The organism is Qipengyuania aquimaris (assembly GCF_009827445.1).
In the GTDB taxonomy this organism is placed as follows: Bacteria; Pseudomonadota; Alphaproteobacteria; order Sphingomonadales; family Sphingomonadaceae; genus Qipengyuania; species Qipengyuania aquimaris.
The window spans coordinates 315,420-335,044 of sequence record NZ_WTYI01000001.1 but is presented as its reverse complement, the minus strand read 5'-3'; the positions used below and the strand labels follow the sequence as shown (position 1 = coordinate 335,044).

The following is a 19,625-nucleotide window of genomic DNA, read 5'->3' as shown; positions in this document are numbered from 1 at the left end:
GTTAATCGAGCGCCTTCACGATTTCCTCGACCATCTTCTTCGCATCGGAAAGCAGCATCATGGTCTGGTCCATGTAGAAGACATCGTTGTCGACCCCGGCATAGCCCACGCCGCCCATCGAACGCTTGATGAAGAAGACCTGCTTGGCCTTGTCGACGTCGAACACGGGCATGCCGTAGATGGGCGAGGACTTGTCGGTCTTCGCCGCCGGGTTCACCACGTCGTTCGCGCCGATGATGAAGGCGACATCGGCCTGCGCGAACTCGCTGTTGATATCCTCCAGCTCGAAAACCTTGTCGTAATCTACGCTGGCTTCGGCGAGGAGCACGTTCATGTGCCCGGGCATGCGGCCTGCGACGGGGTGGATCGCGAACTTCACGTCCACGCCCTTCTCTTCGAGAATGTCGGTCATTTCGCGCAGCGCGTGCTGTGCCTGTGCCACCGCCATTCCGTAACCCGGGATGATGATGACCTTCTCGGCCTGTTCGAGCATGAAGGCGGCATCGTCTGCGCTGCCCTGCTTGTAAGGTCTTGCTTCGCGCGCTTCGCCCCCGCCGGCGCCGTCTTCAGCGCCAAAGCCGCCTGCGATCACCGAGATGAAGCTGCGGTTCATCGCCCGGCACATGATGTAGCTCAGGATCGCACCCGACGAGCCGACCAGCGCGCCGGTGATGATCATCGCCGTATTGCCGAGCGTGAAGCCCATCGCTGCCGCCGCCCAGCCCGAATAGCTGTTCAGCATCGAGACCACGACCGGCATGTCCGCCCCGCCGATGGGAATGATCAGCAGGAAGCCGATGAGGAAGGCCAGAACCGTCAGCGCGATGATCAGCGGCATGGTCTCGGAAGGCCCGGCCATCGCGAACAGCGCGGTAAACACGATGATCGCAGCTAAAGTGCCCAGATTGATGACATGGCGCGCAGGCAGCAGGATCGGCGATCCGCTCATCCGGCCAGAGAGCTTCGCAAAGGCGATGACCGAACCGGAGAAAGTGATCGCACCGATCGCGATGCCGAGACCCATCTCGACCTTGGAAACCGCGCCTATTCCATCACCGACCAGCAGGCCGAAGGCACCGGGATTGAGATAGGCCGCCCAGCCCACCAGCACCGCGGCAAGGCCGACGAGCGAGTGAAAAGCCGCGACCAGTTCGGGCATCGCGGTCATGGCGATGCGGCGGGCTATCGTGACGCCGATGATCGCGCCGATGGCAATTGCGATCAGGATTTCGCCGAGGCTGGCAAAATCGGGACCGACGTAACTATTCGCTAAATCGCCGGTTTTCTGCGGAATTTGCGTCAACAGCGTGGTCACGACCGCGATCAGCATGCCGATCATGCCGAAGCGGTTGCCCGTCCGGCTCGTCGCGGGCGAGGACAGGCCGCGCAGCGCGAGGATGAAGAACACGCCCGACACGAGATAGGCGAGCGCTACCCAAGGGTTCACGGCCTCGCCGGTTGCGGCATGGGCAGGCGTGGCCAGCAGCGCGAAAGGCGCAGCAAGGAGAAGGCGATGCATCACTTCTTCTCCTTCTTCTTGTACATGGCGAGCATTCGCGCCGTCACCGCGAACCCGCCGAAGATGTTCACACTGGCAAGCACGATGCCGAGCAGCCCCAGCCACTTCGCCCCCGGCACATTCGCCGCCGCCGCCGCGATCAGGGCGCCGACGATGATCACGGAGGAAATCGCATTGGTCACAGCCATCAGCGGCGTATGCAGCGCGGGCGTGACCGACCAGACCACGTAATAGCCGACGAAACACGCCAGCACGAAGATCGACAGGATCGAAATGAAGTCCATTGTCGTGACCCCTCCCCGGGTCAGGTAATTACTGCGTCGTCAGCCTCTCGTGCACGATCTTGCCGCCTTGCGTCAGGCGCACGGCGTTGCCGATTTCCTCGTCCAGCACGGGGCGCTTGGCCTCTTCGTCCCAGAAGGCGGAGAGGAAGTTGTAGAGGTTGCGGGCGAAAAGCGCCGAGGCGTCGGCTGCCAGATGTCCGGCCGTGTTCGAATAGCCGATGATCTTCACGCCGTGCTTCTCGACAGCCTGGTCGGGCTGCGAGCCTTCCACATTTCCGCCCTGCGCCACGGCAAGGTCGAAAATGACGCTGCCCGGTTTCATGCTGGCGATCTGGGCGTCCGAAATCAGGCGCGGTGCATCGCGCCCTGGGATCAGGGCGGTCGTGATGACGATGTCCTGCTTGGCTATATGGCCGGATACCAGCTCGGCCTGTGCCTTCTGGTATTCCTCGCTCATCTCTGTGGCGTAGCCGCCCGATCCTTCGCCTTCGATGCCAGCGACATCCTCTACGAAAACCGGCTTCGCGCCGAGCGACATGATCTGTTCTTTCGTGGCACTGCGAACATCGGTTGCCGAGACCTGCGCGCCAAGCCGCTTGGCCGTGGCGATCGCCTGAAGTCCGGCAACGCCCACGCCCATCACGAAGACCTTGGCCGCTTGCACCGTACCGGCAGCAGTCATCATCATCGGGAAAGCGCGGCCGTAGACATTGGCCGCAGTCAGAACCGCCTTGTAGCCCGCCAGGTTCGACTGGCTCGAGAGAACGTCCATGCTTTGCGCACGTGTGATGCGCGGCATGAATTCCATCGACAGCGCTTCCAGCCCTGCCTTGGCATAGGCTTCGACGCGCGCTGTCTCGCGGAAAGGATCGAATGTCGCAGCGACCCACGCACCCGGCTTCGCACCCGCAAGCAGCGCCACATCGGGAGCCTGCACGCCCAGCACGATGTCGGCGCCATCCACGACCTTTGACGCCGTGGCCACTTCGGCCCCGGCGTCGCGATAGGCTTCGTCGGTGATGGAGGCGCTTACCCCTGCGCCTTCTTCAACCGCGACATCGGCCCCCAGTGCGATGAACTTTTTTGCCGTCTCCGGCGTCAATGCGACGCGGCTTTCGCCAGCGCCTCTCTCAGCCAGAACAGCGATCCGCATCTAGTGCGCGCTCAACCGGAGATCAGGATGACGACGATCGCAGTGATGATCGCAATTACGGGAATTGCCCACTTAAGCATTCCGATGAAAGAGCCATAGGTCTTGCTATGCGCTTTCATGTCGTTGCCCGGTTCCATACTCAGTCCCTCAAATGTTAACTCATTCCCCGAACCCCTAGAACGCTGATTAATCTTCGACAAGTGCCTGAATTCCCCGATCCACCGCCGAAATTCAGGCTTAATCGCCCCTTTACCCATTTGCGATAGACCCTTGGGCAGCGGGCCCGCGATCATGCAGGCGCGCCGAAGGGAGTATGCGGGACCATGGCGAGTCAGGAAGGCCGTCTTCTCATGCTGATCGACGACGAGCCGGCGCAAAGCCGCCTCGTCACCGCCCTCGCCGCGCGCGAAGGATGGCGTACGCTTGTCGTCGAGAGCTGCGAAGAAGCGCAGAAAACCTTGGCCTCCAAGGAAGGCTCGCAGGTCGGCGCGGTCCTGCTCGACCAGTGGGTGCCGGGCGACAATGCTTGCGACTTCATTCGCACCCTGAAGTCGGATCACCCCAAGGTTCCGGTCATGATGCTGACGGCGAGCACTTCGCCCTTGCTGGCGGTCGAAGCCATGCGGGCGGGTGCAACCGATTACCTGATCAAGCCCATCGCTCCCGAACGCTTCCTGTCCGCCCTTCGCAGCGCGACGCGCCGCGAAGCGCCGAAGGACGAATTGCAGCCCATGACGGAGAAACTCTCCGAAGTGCTGGACTTCGACGCCATGGTGGGCACGGCGGCGCCGTTCCGCACCGCTCTCGCCAAGGCAGCCACCGCCGCGCGCGGTCACGGCCATGTCCTTGTCGAAGGCGAAACGGGCACCGGCAAGGAAATGCTGCTGCGTGCCATGCACCAGGCATCGACGCGCTCCAAGGCACCGGTACGCCTGGTGAATTGCGCAGGCATGCCGGGCAACTCCCTCGAATCCCTTCTCTTCGGCCACGAAAAAGGCGCCTTTCCTGGGGCATTCGACAAGCAGGTGGGCCTGATAGAGCTCTGTGACGGTGGGACACTGATGCTGGACGAGATCGACCGTATCGATCTGTCCATCCAGGAACGTCTCGCGGAAATGCTCGATAGCGGTATAGTCAGGCCGACCGGCGCATCGCACGGGTTCAGGGTCGATGTCCGCGTATTCGGCGCGAGCGACGTTCCTCTCGACATCCTCATCGAGAACGGCGAGTTTTCCGAGGCTTTGCGCGACAAATTGTCCGCCACCAGCATCTATCTCCCGCCCTTGCGCGACCGGCTGGGCGACATTCCCGCCCTCACCCGCTATTTCCTCTCCCGCATCGCCGAACAGCCGGGTCTCAAGCACCACTCGATCGCAGATAGCGGCCTTTCGCTGCTGGAAGCCTACGACTGGCCCGGCAACGTTCGCCAGCTCCAGGCCGTGCTCTTCCGCGCGTCCGTGTTCTGCGATGGCGAAGCACTCACGGCCGAGAGCTTCCCGCAGCTGGCCGAATTGCTCGGCGACGGGCACAGAGGCGAAAGCCGTGCCCGCGGGCTTGGCGTGCTACTCTACCAAGACGACGGCAATTTGCGTCCGCTGGAAGAGATAGAGGCCGACATCATCCGCCTGGCTATCGGACACTACCGTGGACGCATGACCGAAGTCGCGCGCCGTCTCGGCATCGGCCGCTCGACCCTCTATCGCAAGCTTTCCGACCTCGGCATCGACAACGCTGCGTGATCTGCTAGAAGACGGGTCGAACCGAACGGGAGTAATTCAGGTGAACAAGGGACACCGCTGAGGCGGAACGACTGTCCACGTGGCTGCAATCGCGGCCCGAATTGCACCTGAATTTCCCGAGGTAACACCATGCAAAAACTGAACGAAAAACTGTGCGTCGTCACCGGCGGCGCGCGCGGTATCGGCAAGGCCATTTGTGCAGCTTTCAAGGCCGAAGGCGCGCGCGTCGTGCTGACCGATATCGACGACGCCGAAGGTAGGACGGCAGCTCAGGAGCTTGGCTGCGAGTTCGCCCGGCTGGACGTGGCGAGCGAGGCGGACTGGGACGCTTTTGCACAAGCGTTTCCGGCAATCGACGTGCTGGTCAACAACGCCGGGATCACCGGCTTCGAGGACGGCCCTGCCGCGCACGATCCGGAGAACGCCAGCCTTGCCGAATGGCATCGCGTCCATGCGGTCAACACCGACGGCTGCTTTCTTGGTTGTCGCTATGCCCTTCGTGCGATGAAGGCCAAGGGTGCAGGATCGATCATCAACATGTCCTCGCGTTCCGGCCTCGTCGGCATTCCAGGTGCCGCGGCCTATGCGGCGAGCAAGGCGGCGATGCGTAACCATTCAAAGTCCGTGGCGCTCTACGCTGCGCAGAACGGCTGGGCGATCCGCTGCAACTCGATCCATCCTGCCGCCATCCTCACCGAAATCTGGGAGCCGATGCTTGGCGACGGTCCCGACCGCGATGCGCGCATGGCGGCGCTTGTTGCCGATACGCCCCTGAAGCGCTTCGGCACGGTCGAGGAGGTTGCCGCGCTCTGCGTCTACCTCGCCAGCGACGAGAGCGGCTATATGACCGGCAGCGAGCTCACGCTCGACGGCGGTCTACTGGCGGGCTCGGCAGCTTCTCCGGGAAGCTAGCCCGGCAGGTCGCTGAAATCGGTCAGTGCGGCGTCCCTGAGGCCGCGCCAGACGTTGCGCGCCTGCACGGTTTCGGGGACGTCGTGCACCCGCAAAACCTGGGCCCCGCCCCGCATTGCCTCGAGCGCAAGGGCAACGCTACCACCGAGACGTTGCTCCACCGGCGCCTCCTTGCTCAACGCACCGATCAGGCGCTTGCGGCTCGCCCCGAACAGGAGCGGGTGGCCCAGCGCGTGAAACATAGGCAGGGCGTTGATCAGGGCGAGATTGTCGGCCAGAGATTTGCCGAAGCCGATCCCGACATCGAGCATGATGTTCTTCGCTTCGATCCCCGCCTCAAGAGCGGCGTCGCGGCGTGCGCGCAGGGTATCGAAGACATCAAATACGACCGCGTCATAGTCGCCGTTCGCATGGAGATCTTCGCCCCCCGCTCCCGGTGCATGCATCAGTACAACGGGGCAACCAGCGGCAGCGACCACTTCTCCGCTGCGCGGATCGTGCTTGAGACCCGAGACGTCGTTCACAAGGTGCGCGCCCGCTTCAAGTGCGGCCTCCATGACCGCTGCCTTGCGCGTATCGATACTGATCGCGGCCCCCATCGCGGAACAGGCCTCGATCGCCGGAACAACGCGCTCGATCTCGTCGCCTTCCCACAGCGGCTGGGCACCCGGCCGCGTGCTTTCACCGCCGATATCGATGATCGCCGCCCCCGCCTCTAGCATGCCGGCAGCGACCTCGCGCTGGACGCCGGGCTTGTCCATGAATTCGCCGCCGTCGCTGAAGCTGTCCGGCGTCACATTGAGGATGCCCATGACCTGGGGCTGGTCTAATGCGACTGCGCGGTTACCGAGCTGCATTGGCGGATGCGCCAGGGTGAGGTTTGCCCATTGCGCCTCGGCCTCTGCGCCTACTTCGTCGGGCAAGGCGCCCATAACCTCGTCGATCGTGTCGACCGAGGCGAGAAGCCGTTCGACGACCTCCCCGTCGCGGCGCAATATCACGGCAAAGCGGCTGGCGTAGACCATCGTCCCTGCCAGCCGGATGGCATTGCCATGTTCGGATTGGGGACCCGGCGCGAAGCCGACGGGGCGGATGTAGACTTGATCGCTCATAGTAGGACCGTCCTAGCCGATTGCCGACAGGATGGAACACATGGAACACGCTGGTTGAGAGAGAATTCCAAGTTCTTTCGCGAAATGGGCCTTGTTTCGCTCTCGCCGTAGCCCTCTTCGAGAGCAATTCGGTTGATGTGAAATCGGGCGGCCCCTGAAGGACCGCCCGTCTCATAGCTTTGGAGGCGACCTTTAACCGCCGAAATTGAAGCGCACGCCGAGCGAGACGATCGACTGCTGCGTTTCCACTTCAAGAGTCGCCGGAAGCAGATTCAACTCGACTTCCGGATCGTTGAAGCTGTCGCGGTAGGTGTACTGGGCGAAGATATCGAGGCCTTCGCTTACTTCGAAGCCAGCACCAGCCATCAGCTGGTAACCGAAGCTGCCATCGCTATCATCGGCAACGTCCACACCCGAGGGCTGGTAATTAACGTCGGTCCATTGATAGCCGAGGCCCGCACCAACGAACGGCTTGAAGGTCGCGTCAGGACCGCCAATGTCGTAGTAGACGTTTCCGAAGAGGCCGACATTCGACACATCGCCCTGTCCATCGGCAATCACGGCACCAACTGTCGGGTTGGCATCGTCGGCGGGACCGCGGGTGAGCACAGCGACGTCGACGGCGTCGATATTGCCACCCCCGACGGTGAGGCCGCTATGCGTCTCGACATCATAGGAGTTGTAGAACAGCTGGCCTTCGAACCGCAGGCCGGATTCGGTTGCATAACCGAAGGCTCCGCTGGCTTCGAAACCATTGTCGAACTCGGTATTCCAGCCCACGCTGGTGCCCGAGGGAATGGCGCCGAAATCATCGGTTGCGGCGATATTGGCAGTGGTTTCGCCGCTATTGTCGGAATCCGACGGCAATACGTAACCGCCAGTTACGCTAACGTATGAACCCTGCGCAGCGGCTGCGCTGGGAATAGCTATCAGGCCGGCGGCCGCAGCGGTCGTGAGAAGAACTTTCTTCAAGGGTTTGCTCCATAAATTGATCTGCGCTCATCGCGCATCAGCCGGTCCAACGAGGCTCCGCAAGGCAGGTTCCAGCCAAAATCCCGGGAACCTGTGGCAATCCTGCACTCCTACGACAACTGGTGCAGGAGCGGCGTTAATCCGCCATTTTCGGGGCGCCGAGCGACCGCGGAAATGCTCCGCCCCGCCGTCGACACAGAACGATCATCGTTCCCGTTACCATGCCCCGCGCAGCACCGGCGGCTTCGGCGAGCGACAGTCTTAGGGGAACCCCCAGCGGCCCTCGCCCATTGCTCCGATTGCAGACTGCCCGGGTAAGTTCCGGGAGCAACACGAGATTTCAATGTCCCATCAAATGACCCTCCAGAGCATTCGCCCGGTCACCCACGATGTTCACGAACTGACCTTTGCAAAGCCCGACGGGTTCGATTTCCGCCCCGGTCAGGCAACCGATCTTGCGCTGGACCGTGACGGCTGGCGGGAGGAAAAGCGCCCCTTCACCTTCACTTCGCTACCCGGCGCGGACCACCTGCAGTTCACTATCAAATCCTACCCTTCGCACGATGGCGTCACCGAGCAGATCGGCAAGATGAAGGCGGGCGACGGCGTCATTATCGGAGACCCATGGGGCGCGATCGAAGACAAGGGGCCCGGTGTAATCATTGCCGGTGGTGCTGGGCTGACTCCGTTTATCGCCATCCTTCGCGCCCGGCAGAAAAGTCACGGATCGCTGGACGGCTACCGGCTGATCTTCTCCAACAGCAATGAGAAAGACATCATCCTTCGCGAGGAGCTCGAGAATATGCCGGGGCTTCGATTGGACCTCGTCCTGAGCGACGAAGACGTCCACGGGATCCACCATGGCCAGATCGACGGCGATTACCTCGACAATGCCGGTCTCGATTTCGGCAGCACATTCTATCTTTGCGGGCCGCCTCCCATGGAAGACGACGTGTCGGAAGCGCTCAAGGCCAGGGGTGTAAGCGAGGACCGTTTGGTTCGCGAAGATGAGTAGGCTCTTCCGCCGGACCGAAGCGCCGCTCGCTCAGTCCTCTACCGCCAGCAGGTACAGTTGGCGTGCGGCATCGATAGGCTGCACATCCTTGCCATCTGCACCATCGACTTCGTAGTGCCAGAAGGTCCAGCCGTTGCAGCTGGGCGCACCCTGTAGCTCCTTGCCGAGACCGTGGATGCTGCCCGTCTGCTTTCCGCAAGCAAGCGAGCCATCGGCGCGCACGGTCGCTCTCCAGCGCCGCTTCTTGTCGAACAATTCGGTGCCGGGCTTGAGATAGCCGTTTTCGACCAAAGCGCCGAAAGCCACCTTGGGCGCGCTGCGGCCGGCCTGCATCGTGGTTAGCGCGCTTTCGTCGAGCGGCAGTTCCTTCTCGATCCGCTTCAGCGCGGCATTGCGATAGACGCCTTCGCGCTCGCAGCCGATCCACTGGCGGCCGAGGCGCTTGGCCACTGCGCCGGTCGTACCGGTGCCGAAGAAAGGATCGAGCACCACGTCGCCCTTTTCCGTAGTCGACAGCAGCACGCGGTAAAGCAGGCTTTCGGGCTTCTGCGTCGGGTGGACCTTGTGGCCGCCCTCTTTCAGCCGCTCTGCCCCGTTGCAGATGGGAAGAACCCAGTCGCTGCGCATTTGCAGTTCGTCGTTGAGCGTCTTCATCGCGCGGTAATTGAAATGGTACTTCGCCTTCTCGCCCTGCGAACACCAAAGCAGCGTCTCGTGCGCATTGGTGAAACGGGTGCCACGGAAGTTCGGCATCGGGTTCGACTTGCGCCAGACGATATCGTTCAAGATCCAGAAGCCCAGGTCCTGCAGGATCGCGCCGACGCGGTAGATGTTATGATAGCTGCCGATGACCCACAGCGCGCCGTCGGGCTTCAGGATGCGTTTCGCCTCGGTCAGCCAGGCGCGGGTGAAATCGTCATAGGCCTTGAAGGTATCGAACTTGTCCCAGTCGTCGGTCACCGCATCGACATGGCTGCCGTCGGGACGATTGAGGTCGCCGCCAAGCTGGAGATTGTACGGAGGATCGGCGAAGACCAGGTCTACGCTGGCCGTCGGGATGGAGCGCATGGCTTCCACGCAATCGCCATCGAGGATCTTGCCCACGGGCAGTTCGAGCGGGAGTTCGACCGCCTTCTCGGTGCGCTGAACGCGCGATTTCGTGGTCTCGATGACCCCCATGTGACCGTCCCCTTTGGCTTAGTTATCCACAGGGTGAGTCCAAACCGAGTCCACGTCAAGCAGCTTCTGGGTTGCATATCGCAGCGACACACAACTCCTGAGGGAGAACGAAAGGAGTCCCCCACAAGATGTTGAGTCCGCACGGATTCGGCGGACTCAAGATGATGCGGTGTGACCCGGAAGACTCTTTTTGTCGGTGTTTTGGGCCGGATCAGCTCTCGGCGGGCGCAAGGCCCGGATCGACGCCGGTCAGGTCGATCGATTTCTCCCACAGGCGGGCAGCCAGCAGAGGGTCGCGGGCCGTGCGTGTCGCACAGGCTTTGCCCGATGCCTTGCCGCTCATTTCGCGGAAGCCCCAGCTGCCGAAATAGTCGCCGCCCTCGGCTTGCGGATCTGTGGCGGCCTGCAAGGCCGGGATTGCACCGTCTTCGGCAGAGTTGAGGGCAAGCCCGATGACGGGGCCGAAAACGCTACCAAGCAGGCCGAGGTGGCGTGTCAGTTCCGTCTGCGCGACGCCCGGATGGCAGGCGATCGATACGACCGGCGAATTTGCAGCGCGCAGCCTCCGGTCCAGTTCGAGCGCGAAGAGAAGGTTGGCCAGCTTGCTCTGGCCGTAGAACTTCGTGCGCGAATAGCCGTGGCGCGCATCGAGATTGTCGAAATCGATCTTGGCGCCCTTATGCGCGATCGAAGACTGCGACACGACCCGCGCACCGCCGTCCTGCGCCAGCTTGTCGAGCAACAGGCCGGTGAAGGCGAAATGTCCGAGATGGTTTACTGCAAACTGCGATTCCGCGCCGCCGATCGAGTGCGATAGCGGCGGCACCATGATCCCGGCATTGTTGACCAGGATGTCGATCTTTTTTTCGCCCTTGGCCTCTTCGGCGGCATCGCGGATCGAGGCGAGATTGCCGAGGTCGAGATGAAGGTAATCGAGATCGGCCTGCTCCGGTCCGCTCGCGATATCGTCCATCGCCGCCTTGGCCTTGTCCCCATCGCGGCAGGCGAGGATCACCCGCGCGCCCTTGCGCGACAGGCCACGTGCAATTTCCAGCCCGATGCCGGTATTGGAGCCGGTGACGATCGCGGTCTTGCCGCTCTGGTCGGGAATATCGGAATAGGCAAAGGTCACGCGAACATCTCCATCTGCGATACCGGCGCAAAGCTGCGGCGGTGCAGCGGGCTCGGTCCGTGTGTTCGCAATGCTTCGAGATGCTGGGGCGTTCCATAACCGGCGTTGCGTTCCCATCCATAGTGCGGGAAACGCGCTGCCGCATCGCGCATGACGCGGTCGCGATATTCCTTGGCCAGGATCGAAGCGGCACCGATCGCCTTTTCCTTCCCGTCCCCGCCCACGATCGCGCGCGCAGGCCAGCGCCACGTGTCGCAGCGGCCATGCGGCGTCTGGTTCCCGTCGATCAGCACCGCTTCGGGCTCGTCTCCCAAAGCGTCCACCAGACGGGAAACGGCGAGCGTCATCGCCAGCATCGTGGCCTGGAAGATATTGATCCTGTCGATCTCCTCAACGTCGATGATACCGAGGCCCCAGGCACAATTTTCGACGATTTGCGGCTCCAGCGCGGAACGGCGAGCGGCGCTGAGCTTTTTGGAGTCGTCGAGGCCTTCGGGGCACGGGTTGCATAATACCACGGCGGCAGCGACAACCGGACCGGCAAGCGGTCCGCGCCCGGCCTCGTCCACGCCGATAATCAGCGGGGCCTGGCCTAGACCTTGTTCGGGAGAAAAAGAGATCATGAAACGCCTATCGGTTATTGCCGCTACCCTATCCCCGCTGCTGATGGCCGCAAGCTGCGGAGGCGGTTACTCCACCGATGGAGGCAGCTCGGCGACATCGACGCCAACCCCAGTGGCAGGTGAATTTTCAGGCGAGTTCGCGATCACCGAACACGGATCGTTCGCCGATCCATGGGCTTCGGCCTTCCTCCCCGGCACCCGGATGATCTTCATCACCGAGCAGGCGGGAAGCATCAAGTTCAAGGACCTTGCGAGCGGAAGGCTTGGCACTGTCACCGGAGTGCCCGAGGTCGATTATGGCGGCCAGGGCGGATTGGGCGAAATTGCTTTCCTACCCAGCGAGGCAGGCCAAGGCACCGACCGCCGCACGATCTATATAAGCTGGGCAGAAGCCGGTGAGGGCGACATGCGCGGTGCCGTGGTTGGTCGTGGCACGCTGGTATGCCAGCAGGCCGATGAATGCAGCATCGAAGGTTTGAACGTGATCTGGCGCCAGGCACCCAAGGTCACGGGACGCGGTCACTATTCCCACCGCATCGCTTTCAGCCCGGACGAGCAATATCTCTTCATCACGAGCGGCGACCGCCAGAAGATGGAACCGGCACAGGACACCTCGAACACGCTCGGCACCGTGGTGCGCCTCAATCTCGACGGCACGCCTGCGGCCGGCAATCCGCTGGCCGGACAGGGCAGCCCGAGCGACCAGATCTGGTCGTGGGGCCATCGCAACCTGCTCGGCATCGACTTCGATGCGAGCGGTCGCTTGTGGGAAATCGAGCACGGTCCGGCAGGCGGCGACGAACTCAACCTCGTCAAGCGCGGCGCCAACTATGGATGGCCGCTTCGCTCGAACGGCGATCACTACGATGGCGACAACATTCCCGACCACACCGCAGACGACGGGTTCGAGAAGTTCGCGATCAACTGGACCCCGGTCATCGCGCCCGGAAACATGATTTTCTATCGCGGGGACCTGTTCCCCGGCCTCAAGGGCGACGCGATGATTTCCGGCCTCAAGACCAAGGCCCTGATCCGGGTCGAGGTTGATGGCGAGAACGCGCGCGAAGTGGCGCGTTACGACATGGGCAACCGCATCCGCTCGGTCATCGAAGGTCCGGATGGCGCGCTCTGGGTCCTCGAAGACGGGGAAACGGGCCGCCTGCTGGAACTTCGCCCCGAATAAGCGAAACTTGGTCGACTTGATGGCGGCGCGGCCCTAATCGCCGCGCCGCTATGGCGACTATCGTTCCCCTCTCCGCAATCGACCCTGCGCTGGTCGAGCAATTGCTCGACGCCGCTTTCGGGGAGCAGCGGCACGCCCGCACCGCCTATCGGATCCGCGAGGGGATAGACGCGCTTGAAGCGCTGAGCTTCGCCGCGCTCGACGAAAATGATTATCTTGCCGGGACGATCCAGTTGTGGCCCGTTGCCCTCGTCGATCCCGACGGCAGGCCACACCCGATGATCATGGTCGGTCCCGTCGCAGTGATGCCCGGACGGCAGGGCGAAGGGTTCGGCAAGGCCCTGATGGCAGCGAGCCTTGGGGCGGTCGAAAGCGGGTTTGAAACCGGCGCCATGCCCCTCCCGCAGGTTATGATCGGCGACCCGGAATATTACGCGCGCTGGGACTTCACTGCGCAGCATACGGGCGGTTGGCATTGCCCCGGTCCCTTCGAAAAGGAGCGGCTGCTCGTCCGCACAAGCAATCCCGGCGTGCTCCCGAACGAAGGCATGCTCGGACCGTGGCCTGCATAGAGTTGCGCTGAGCCGCGAGCGGCCCCAAATAGCGGGGCATGGTATATACCCCTCCCCCGGAACTTGCCGGACTGTCGCTCGCCCAGATTGCCGAACAGGTCGAGGCGCGCAAGCTGCCTCCCGTAGAGCAATGGACGCCCGAACAGACCGGCGAAAGCCACATGCAGATCCAGGAGGATGGAACGTGGCTGCATGAAGGTAGCCCCATCTCCCGCCCCGCCATGGTCCGGGCGTTCGCGGGATTATTGAGGCGCGAAGACGATGGCGGGTACTGGCTTGTCACCCCGTTCCAGAAGCTATCCATCGAGGTCGAGGACGCCTGCTTCATCGCCACTGACGTCAGCGAGACGGATGGCAACCTCGCCTTTCGCATCAACACCGATGAACTGGTTGTCGCGGGACCGGACAATCCCATCCGCGCGGCTGGCGATGCCGAGAAACCCCGCCTCTATGTCCATGTCAGGCGCGGCTGCGAGGCACGCCTTAATCGCTCGACCTACGAACAGCTCGCCCAGATTGCGCTGGAGCACGGCGAGGACTGGAGTGTGACCAGCGGCGGAGAGCGGTTCTCGCTACTGCCTGCATGAGCGAACTGTTCGATCGCCTCACCCACTTGTTCGAGCAGGGCCACGCCGCGCCCTCGCCCGACCTGCTGAGCGACGAACGTTTCGCCGATCTCGACCGCACGGCCGATGCGGCCGTCCTCATCGCGGTGACGGATCGAGAAGACCCGACGGTCCTCTTGACCCAGCGACCACGCACCATGCGCGACCATCCGGGACAAGTCGCCTTTCCGGGCGGGAAGCTGGATGACGGAGAGCACGCGGTCGACGCTGCGCTACGCGAAGCATGGGAGGAACTGGGGATCGAGCGTGAGCACGTGCGCGTGATCGGCACGACGGACCGCTATCAGACCGGCACCGGTTTCGACATTACGCCCGTTCTGGCCACCGTCCCCCACGACCTGCCGATCCGTCCCGACCCGCGCGAGGTGGAAAGCTGGTTCGAGGCGCCGCTATCGCTCCTCATGCGACCCGAGAACTGGCAGGAAAACGAGGTGTTCTGGAAAGGCGCGATGCGCCGCTACTACGAGATGGACCATGAAGGTTATCGCATCTGGGGCGTGACCGCCGCGATCTGCATCAACCTCTCGCGGCGACTGGCGTGGACGGGCTGAGCGTTCTAAAGGCGCTGCCATGACCCGCCTGCCCGACACCGACTGGACCAAACGCGCCGACCTCGCCGCCCTTGTGGATGCGCTGGGCGCGGATAACACGCGCTATGTCGGCGGTGCGGTGCGCGACACTCTGCTGGGCAAGGCAATCCACGATATCGACCTTGCCACGACGCTGGTTCCCCATGCCGTAATCGACCGCTGCAAGGAGGCGGGAATCCGTACGGTTCCGACCGGCATCGACCATGGAACGGTTACGGCAGTCCTGCCGGACGGTCCGGTGGAGATAACGACCCTGCGCCGCGATATCTCGACCGATGGACGCCGGGCCACGGTCGCTTTCGCTGAGGAATGGCGCGAAGATGCGGCGCGGCGCGACTTCACTATCAACGCGCTCTATGCGCACCCCCAAACGCTCGAGATCGACGATTACTTCGGCGGCTTGGAGGACCTTGAGGATCGCCGGGTCCGCTTCATAGGTGATGCACGCGAACGCATCCGGGAAGATCACCTGCGCATCCTGCGCTATTTCCGTTTCCAGGCGCGGTTCGGCGATGCTCCCGAAGACGAAGCGATCGCGGCCTGCTCGGAACTGGCACATACGCTCAAGGGCCTCAGCCGCGAACGTGTTGCGATGGAATTGCTCGGCATCCTTTCGCTGCCCGATCCACGCGGTTCAATCGCGTTGATGGCAGAGCACGGCATCCTCGAGGTGATCCTGCCGAAGGCACGCGAGCGCGAGCAAAAGGTCTTCGGCAGCCTGATCGCGCACGAAGCCCGGCTCGGTGCCGAGGGCGATCCGGTCCGCCGCCTGGCCGCGCTGCTTCCACCCATTGCCTCGATCGCCCAAGCCGTTGCCGCGCGATTGCGTCTGTCGCGGGCGCAGCGAGCGCGCCTCTCCTGCATCGCGGAGCGCAAGGAGGACGATGCCGCTGCCCCGCGTGCCCTCGCCTATCGCGAAGGTATCGAGTGCGCGCGTGATCGCTTGCTGATCGCAGGCTCGAACATCGCCGCGCTGGCCGGTTGGGAGGTTCCGCAATTGCCATTGAAAGGCGGCGAGATCGTCGCGCGCGGGGTCGGCGCCGGACCCGAAGTCGCCCGCATCCTGCGGGCGGTCGAAGCACGCTGGGTCGAAGAAGAATTCCCCGGCGCCGACCGTGTCGCCGAACTGCTCGACGAGGAACTTTCCGCCAGCTCGAACATCTGATCGCTGCGCTGCAGCACGCGATCTCCACAATTCGTCGCGCATGAGGCTCGGCTCGCCCTCGCCTTCAGCTTCGCTTAAGCTGCAATGCAACATAAAGGGGCCACACGGTTGCCTCCCGGCGGTCGTTTTGTCATAGAGCGCCCGCTTCCCGGAGGGGGCATGCGGCACCGGCGTGAGGCCTCGATCTCCCCAGCCGCTCAAATTTTCCGCAGGATCCTTAGCGCGCAAAGATGCGCATGGGGTTCGCACAATCTGAACAAGTCTAGGAGTTCATCCATGAAGATCGCAAAGCTGGCCCTCGCTGCCGTCGCACTTGCCGCCACCCCCGCCCTTGCTAACGAGCAGGTCGCTGCAGGCGCAACCGTGACCGGTCCCGAAGGCAATGCCGTCGGCACCATCGTTTCGGTTGAAAACGGTCAGGCCGTGCTCGATACCGGCAAGCACAAGGTTCCGCTGGGCGTCGAAATGTACGGCCAGGGCGAAACCGGTCCGACCATCACCGTGACCAAGGCACAGCTCGACGGCATGATCGACGCACAGCTCGCAGAAGCGGCTGCAAAGCGCGATGCGGCCCTTGTGGTCGGCGCAGCAGCTATGGACGCTTCGCACGCCCCGCTCGGTACTGTCCTCGAAATCAACGGCGACAACGTCGTCCTCGCCCGTGGCGGTGACGAAACGAACAAGGTTACCCTGCTGCGTACTCACTTCGACGCGACGGACCATGGCCTGATGGCTCGCCTGACCAACGCGCAGATCGATGCTGCCATGGCGCAGGCGGCTCCGGCTGCCGGAACCACGGGCGAATAAGCCTTTTACTAGTTCCCTGAGCCCAGTTTCAGGGTCGCAAGGGGCCGGGAGTGCGAAAGCGCTTCCGGCCTTTTTGCTATCCGAACCGGTTGTCGCGCGGGAAGCCTTGCGGCGGGAGGCGCCCTGCGCCGCCACGCGCGACCTTCCACTGCCACATATCGCCTTCGGTCCGGGTCCGGTCGCCCTTGCCGCCCATCGTCCAGCTAAGCCCTTCCTCGAGCTTGAACGTGGTCGCATCCGACAAGCCGCCATCGCGATAGCTTTGCAGCTTCACGCCCTGCCCCTTGGCAAGCCGCGGCAGTTCTTCGAGGTTGAAAACCACCAGCTTGCGATTGTCGCCGACGACCGCGACATGGTCGTGCCCTTGCTCGATAGTCCGCGCCACGACCAGCTTCGCATCGCCCTTGAGATTGACGACCTGGCGGCCCTTGCGGGTTTCGGCCAGCATCGCGTCGGTGGTGGCGGCAAAACCCTTTCCGGTATCGGCGGCAAGAAGCACTTCCTGCCCTTCGCGATGGACGATGACCGCCGCGATCTGCGTACTCGCCTCGATGTCGAGGGTGTTGCGGACCGGTTCACCGAACCCGCGCGCACCGGGCAGCTTGTCCGCGCCCAGCGTAAAGACCCGTCCGTCGGCCCCGACCAGCAACAGCTTGTCGGTCGTTTGAGCGTGGAGGACGAAGGCCGGACCGTCGCCTTCCTTATACTTGAATTCCTGATCCAGCGGCAGGTGCCCCTTGGCCCCGCGTACCCATCCTTTTTGCGAAAGGATGACCGTAACCGGCTCCTTCTCGATCATCGCGTCCATGCTGAATTCGACTGCCGGGGCAGCCTCTTCGATGGTCGTGCGGCGGCGGCCGAGATCGGTTTCGGGTCCGTATTCCTTGCGCAAGGTGTTGAGGTCGCGCTTCAGGCGCGTGCGCTGGCGGGCCGGGGAGCCGAGCAGTTTCTCGAGCTCGTCCTGTTCTTTCAGCAGCTCGTCTTTCTCATTGCGCAGCTGCATCTCTTCCAGCTTGCGCAAGGACCGCAGGCGCATGTTGAGGATCGCTTCGGCCTGCCGGTCGGTAAGTTTGAACTCTTCCATCATCACCGGCTTCGGCTCGTCCTCGGTCCGGATGATTTCGATCACGCGGTCGAGGTTGAGGAAGGCGATTATGTAGCCTTCGACCAGCTCTAGCCGCTTGGCGATCTGTTCAAGCCGGTGGCGGCTGCGGCGCTGGAGGATGTCGATCTGGCTGGCGATCCAGTTTTCGAGCAGTTCCTTCAGACCCATGACCATCGGCGTGCGGCTGGCATTCAGCACGTTGAGGTTGAGGCCGAAACGCGTTTCCATGTCGGTGAGCTTGTAGATGCTCTCCTTTAACAGCTCGGGATCGACATTGCGGCTGCGCGGCACCAGCACGATGCGGATGGACTCGTCGCTTTCGTCGCGCACGTCCTCCAGGATCGGCAGCTTCTTGTCGGCGATCGCTTGTGCGATCTGCTCGATCAGCTTGCCCTTGGCGACCTGGTAGGGAATTTCGGAAATGACCAGTTGCCACTGGCCGCCGCCCAGCCGCTCGATGCCCGCTTCGCGATCTTCGGCTTTCTCCGCCTCTTCCGCATGGAATCGCCCACGGACGCGGAACGACCCGCGTCCCGTTTCATAGGCATGGCTGATCGTATCCGCGCTTTCGGGAACGACCCCGCCTGTGGCGAAGTCCGGCCCCTTGAACAGTTCCATCAGGCGCGGGTGTTCGACGTGGGGATTGTCGATCACTTCGAGCGTCGCATCCACGATTTCGGCGACATTATGCGAGGGGATGTTGGTCGCCATGCCCACCGCGATCCCGCTGGCACCGTTGGCGAGCAGGTTGGGAAAGAGACCCGGCATGATTTCCGGTTCTTCTTCCTCGTTATTGTAGGTCGGGATGAAGTCGACGGTGCCCGCGTCCAAGCCTTCCATCAGGCGCATCGCGGTCTTGGTCAGGCGCGCTTCGGTATAACGGTAAGCCGCGGCGTTATCGCCGTCGATATTGCCGAAGTTGCCCTGCCCTTCGACCAATGGATAGCGCAGCGCGAAATCCTGGGCGAGACGGACCATCGCGTCATAGGCGGCGGTGTCGCCGTGCGGGTGGTACTTACCGATGACTTCGCCGACCACGCGGGCGGACTTCTTGAAGCCGCTCGATGGATCCAGCTTCAGCTGGCGCATGGTCCACAGCAAGCGGCGGTGAACCGGCTTCAACCCGTCGCGAAGGTCGGGCAGCGAACGCGCGGTAATCGTGCTCAGCGCATAGACGAGATAGCGTTCCGACAGGGCGGAATCGAAAGGTGCATCAACGATCGCGTCGAACGGATCGACGCCAGAATCATCAAGATCGGTAGTGGCCATACGCCCTGCCCTATCAGAGCCACGGCTCGGCTGTCAGTACGGAACGCAGCGCTGTCCCCACGCGTTGCATGGGTAACACGAAATCAAGGAGTTACCTTATGACAAAGCGCATCATGATCCTCGCCACCAACGGCTTTGAACAGTCGGAACTGATGAAGCCGAAGGCCAACCTCGAAGACGCCGGTTTCGAAACCACCGTCGTGAGTCTCGAAAAGGGCGAAATCAAGGGTTGGGACCAGAAGGATTGGGGCGACAGTGTTGCCGTAGAGAAGACGGTCGACGAGATTTCCGATTGTTCGGGCTACGACGCATTGCTCCTGCCGGGCGGACAGATGAACCCCGACATCCTGCGCATGAACGAGCGTGCGATTGCGATCGTTCGCGAATTCGACATGGCCGGCAAGCCGATCGCAGCGATCTGCCACGCGCCGTGGCTGCTCGCCGAAGCCGATCTCATCAAGGGCAAGACGGTCACCGCATGGCCCTCGATCCGCACTGACCTGAAGAACGCAGGCGCAACCGTGGTCGACCAGGAAGCGGTGGTCGATGGCAACATCATTACCAGCCGCAACCCCGATGACATTCCGGCATTCAGCAAGGCCCTCATCGAAATGCTCGGTGAAACGGTCGAGAAGCGCGAACTCGAAAGCGCCTAACCGGTAAATCAC

General features: G+C 62.7%; 20 protein-coding genes. 10 read left to right on the top strand and 10 right to left on the bottom strand.

Going from position 1 to position 19,625, the window contains the following annotated elements; genetic code table 11:
* Position 1: 1 nt before the first annotated feature.
* Genes GRI34_RS01600 through GRI34_RS01585 form a run of 4 tightly spaced genes read right to left on the bottom strand, consistent with a single transcriptional unit; the run spans position 2 to position 3,093 of the window.
* Positions 2–1,519 carry an NAD(P)(+) transhydrogenase (Re/Si-specific) subunit beta gene (locus GRI34_RS01600; protein ID WP_234028121.1) on the bottom strand — a complete coding sequence of 506 codons (1,518 nt, stop codon included), beginning with the start codon at positions 1,517–1,519 and terminating at the stop codon, positions 2–4.
* Positions 1,519–1,803, bottom strand: coding sequence for an NAD(P) transhydrogenase subunit alpha (locus GRI34_RS01595; RefSeq protein WP_160594443.1), 285 nt, complete (start codon positions 1,801–1,803; stop codon positions 1,519–1,521). Before GRI34_RS01595 ends, GRI34_RS01600 begins: the two co-directional genes overlap by 1 nt.
* Positions 1,804–1,831: 28 nt before the next feature.
* Positions 1,832–2,956 (bottom strand): NAD(P) transhydrogenase subunit alpha, encoded by a 1,125-nt coding sequence (locus tag GRI34_RS01590; protein ID WP_160594442.1) that lies wholly within the window; start codon positions 2,954–2,956, stop codon positions 1,832–1,834.
* Positions 2,957–2,967: 11 nt separating this feature from the next.
* A complete protein-coding gene (locus GRI34_RS01585; RefSeq protein ID WP_143089643.1) occupies positions 2,968–3,093 on the bottom strand; it encodes an aa3-type cytochrome c oxidase subunit IV in 126 nt (41 codons plus the stop codon).
* 186 nt (positions 3,094–3,279) lie between these two features.
* On the opposite strand from GRI34_RS01585, the gene GRI34_RS01580 reads away from it, so the two are divergent.
* Entirely contained in the window at positions 3,280–4,695 is a 1,416-nt protein-coding gene (locus GRI34_RS01580) for a sigma-54-dependent transcriptional regulator (protein ID WP_160594441.1), read from the top strand.
* Between the two features lie 129 nt (positions 4,696–4,824).
* Positions 4,825–5,607: an SDR family oxidoreductase gene (locus tag GRI34_RS01575; RefSeq protein ID WP_160594440.1), complete on the top strand. Its 783-nt coding sequence runs from the start codon at positions 4,825–4,827 to the stop codon at positions 5,605–5,607.
* Here the strand turns inward: GRI34_RS01575 and folP are convergent.
* Both folP and GRI34_RS01565 read right to left on the bottom strand, forming a co-directional pair.
* Positions 5,604–6,719: a dihydropteroate synthase gene (gene folP, locus GRI34_RS01570; protein ID WP_160594439.1), complete on the bottom strand. Its 1,116-nt coding sequence runs from the start codon at positions 6,717–6,719 to the stop codon at positions 5,604–5,606. The genes GRI34_RS01575 and folP overlap by 4 nt on opposite strands.
* Before the next feature lie 192 nt (positions 6,720–6,911).
* Positions 6,912–7,691, bottom strand: a complete 780-nt coding sequence (locus GRI34_RS01565; protein ID WP_160594438.1) for an outer membrane beta-barrel protein — start codon at positions 7,689–7,691, stop codon at positions 6,912–6,914.
* 355 nt (positions 7,692–8,046) lie between these two features.
* Here GRI34_RS01565 and GRI34_RS01560 point away from each other — a divergent pair, with 355 nt between their 5' ends.
* Positions 8,047–8,706: a ferredoxin reductase domain-containing protein gene (locus tag GRI34_RS01560; protein WP_234028120.1), complete on the top strand. Its 660-nt coding sequence runs from the start codon at positions 8,047–8,049 to the stop codon at positions 8,704–8,706.
* Positions 8,707–8,736: 30 nt separating this feature from the next.
* Here GRI34_RS01560 and GRI34_RS01555 read toward each other — a convergent pair whose 3' ends face one another.
* The 3 genes from GRI34_RS01555 to GRI34_RS01545 all read right to left on the bottom strand — a co-directional run bounded on the left by GRI34_RS01555 (position 8,737) and on the right by GRI34_RS01545 (position 11,640).
* Complete coding sequence (locus tag GRI34_RS01555; protein WP_160594436.1) at positions 8,737–9,885, bottom strand: site-specific DNA-methyltransferase; 1,149 nt, start codon at positions 9,883–9,885, stop codon at positions 8,737–8,739.
* A gap of 211 nt (positions 9,886–10,096) precedes the next feature.
* Positions 10,097–11,017 (bottom strand): oxidoreductase, encoded by a 921-nt coding sequence (locus GRI34_RS01550; RefSeq protein ID WP_199800308.1) that lies wholly within the window; start codon positions 11,015–11,017, stop codon positions 10,097–10,099.
* Positions 11,014–11,640 carry a ribonuclease HII gene (locus GRI34_RS01545; RefSeq protein WP_160594434.1) on the bottom strand — a complete coding sequence of 209 codons (627 nt, stop codon included), beginning with the start codon at positions 11,638–11,640 and terminating at the stop codon, positions 11,014–11,016. Before GRI34_RS01545 ends, GRI34_RS01550 begins: the two co-directional genes overlap by 4 nt.
* Between GRI34_RS01545 and GRI34_RS01540 the strand changes: the two genes are divergently transcribed.
* From GRI34_RS01540 to GRI34_RS01515, 6 genes are all read left to right on the top strand, one after another.
* Entirely contained in the window at positions 11,639–12,823 is a 1,185-nt protein-coding gene (locus GRI34_RS01540; RefSeq protein WP_160594433.1) for a PQQ-dependent sugar dehydrogenase, read from the top strand. The two genes, GRI34_RS01545 and GRI34_RS01540, sit on opposite strands and share 2 nt — an antisense overlap.
* Before the next feature lie 50 nt (positions 12,824–12,873).
* Positions 12,874–13,395, top strand: a complete 522-nt coding sequence (locus GRI34_RS01535; protein WP_160594432.1) for a GNAT family N-acetyltransferase — start codon at positions 12,874–12,876, stop codon at positions 13,393–13,395.
* Between the two features lie 38 nt (positions 13,396–13,433).
* Positions 13,434–13,982 carry a DUF1285 domain-containing protein gene (locus GRI34_RS01530; protein ID WP_160594431.1) on the top strand — a complete coding sequence of 183 codons (549 nt, stop codon included), beginning with the start codon at positions 13,434–13,436 and terminating at the stop codon, positions 13,980–13,982.
* Positions 13,979–14,572: a CoA pyrophosphatase gene (locus GRI34_RS01525; protein ID WP_160594430.1), complete on the top strand. Its 594-nt coding sequence runs from the start codon at positions 13,979–13,981 to the stop codon at positions 14,570–14,572. The genes GRI34_RS01530 and GRI34_RS01525 overlap by 4 nt, the downstream gene beginning before the upstream one ends.
* Before the next feature lie 19 nt (positions 14,573–14,591).
* Positions 14,592–15,776 (top strand): CCA tRNA nucleotidyltransferase, encoded by a 1,185-nt coding sequence (locus tag GRI34_RS01520; protein ID WP_160594429.1) that lies wholly within the window; start codon positions 14,592–14,594, stop codon positions 15,774–15,776.
* Between the two features lie 276 nt (positions 15,777–16,052).
* On the top strand, positions 16,053–16,583 hold the full coding sequence (locus GRI34_RS01515) for a hypothetical protein (protein ID WP_160594428.1): 531 nt from the start codon (positions 16,053–16,055) through the stop codon (positions 16,581–16,583).
* 76 nt (positions 16,584–16,659) lie between these two features.
* On the opposite strand, the gene parC is transcribed toward GRI34_RS01515, so the two are convergent.
* Positions 16,660–18,957: a DNA topoisomerase IV subunit A gene (gene parC, locus GRI34_RS01510; RefSeq protein ID WP_160594427.1), complete on the bottom strand. Its 2,298-nt coding sequence runs from the start codon at positions 18,955–18,957 to the stop codon at positions 16,660–16,662.
* A gap of 98 nt (positions 18,958–19,055) precedes the next feature.
* Here parC and GRI34_RS01505 point away from each other — a divergent pair, with 98 nt between their 5' ends.
* The gene (locus GRI34_RS01505) at positions 19,056–19,613 is read left to right on the top strand and encodes a DJ-1/PfpI/YhbO family deglycase/protease (RefSeq protein ID WP_160594426.1); all 558 of its coding nucleotides are present in this window, start codon (positions 19,056–19,058) and stop codon (positions 19,611–19,613) included.
* Positions 19,614–19,625 lie beyond the last annotated feature (12 nt).

Excerpts from the sequence above, each read along its gene's own strand:
- GRI34_RS01530 (WP_160594431.1), top strand. The coding sequence starts at position 13,434 with ATGGTATATACCCCTCCCCCGGAACTTGCCGGACTGTCGCTCGCCCAG.
- GRI34_RS01600 (WP_234028121.1), bottom strand. The coding sequence starts at position 1,519 with ATGCATCGCCTTCTCCTTGCTGCGCCTTTCGCGCTGCTGGCCACGCCT.
- GRI34_RS01575 (WP_160594440.1), top strand. The coding sequence starts at position 4,825 with ATGCAAAAACTGAACGAAAAACTGTGCGTCGTCACCGGCGGCGCGCGC.
- GRI34_RS01520 (WP_160594429.1), top strand. The coding sequence starts at position 14,592 with ATGACCCGCCTGCCCGACACCGACTGGACCAAACGCGCCGACCTCGCC.
- GRI34_RS01595 (WP_160594443.1), bottom strand. The coding sequence starts at position 1,803 with ATGGACTTCATTTCGATCCTGTCGATCTTCGTGCTGGCGTGTTTCGTC.
- GRI34_RS01585 (WP_143089643.1), bottom strand. The coding sequence starts at position 3,093 with ATGGAACCGGGCAACGACATGAAAGCGCATAGCAAGACCTATGGCTCT.
- GRI34_RS01555 (WP_160594436.1), bottom strand. The coding sequence starts at position 9,885 with ATGGGGGTCATCGAGACCACGAAATCGCGCGTTCAGCGCACCGAGAAG.
- parC (WP_160594427.1), bottom strand. The coding sequence starts at position 18,957 with ATGGCCACTACCGATCTTGATGATTCTGGCGTCGATCCGTTCGACGCG.
- GRI34_RS01545 (WP_160594434.1), bottom strand. The coding sequence starts at position 11,640 with ATGATCTCTTTTTCTCCCGAACAAGGTCTAGGCCAGGCCCCGCTGATT.
- GRI34_RS01535 (WP_160594432.1), top strand. The coding sequence starts at position 12,874 with ATGGCGACTATCGTTCCCCTCTCCGCAATCGACCCTGCGCTGGTCGAG.
- GRI34_RS01560 (WP_234028120.1), top strand. The coding sequence starts at position 8,047 with ATGACCCTCCAGAGCATTCGCCCGGTCACCCACGATGTTCACGAACTG.
- GRI34_RS01580 (WP_160594441.1), top strand. The coding sequence starts at position 3,280 with ATGGCGAGTCAGGAAGGCCGTCTTCTCATGCTGATCGACGACGAGCCG.
- GRI34_RS01515 (WP_160594428.1), top strand. The coding sequence starts at position 16,053 with ATGAAGATCGCAAAGCTGGCCCTCGCTGCCGTCGCACTTGCCGCCACC.
- GRI34_RS01540 (WP_160594433.1), top strand. The coding sequence starts at position 11,639 with ATGAAACGCCTATCGGTTATTGCCGCTACCCTATCCCCGCTGCTGATG.
- GRI34_RS01590 (WP_160594442.1), bottom strand. The coding sequence starts at position 2,956 with ATGCGGATCGCTGTTCTGGCTGAGAGAGGCGCTGGCGAAAGCCGCGTC.
- folP (WP_160594439.1), bottom strand. The coding sequence starts at position 6,719 with ATGAGCGATCAAGTCTACATCCGCCCCGTCGGCTTCGCGCCGGGTCCC.
- GRI34_RS01505 (WP_160594426.1), top strand. The coding sequence starts at position 19,056 with ATGACAAAGCGCATCATGATCCTCGCCACCAACGGCTTTGAACAGTCG.
- GRI34_RS01525 (WP_160594430.1), top strand. The coding sequence starts at position 13,979 with ATGAGCGAACTGTTCGATCGCCTCACCCACTTGTTCGAGCAGGGCCAC.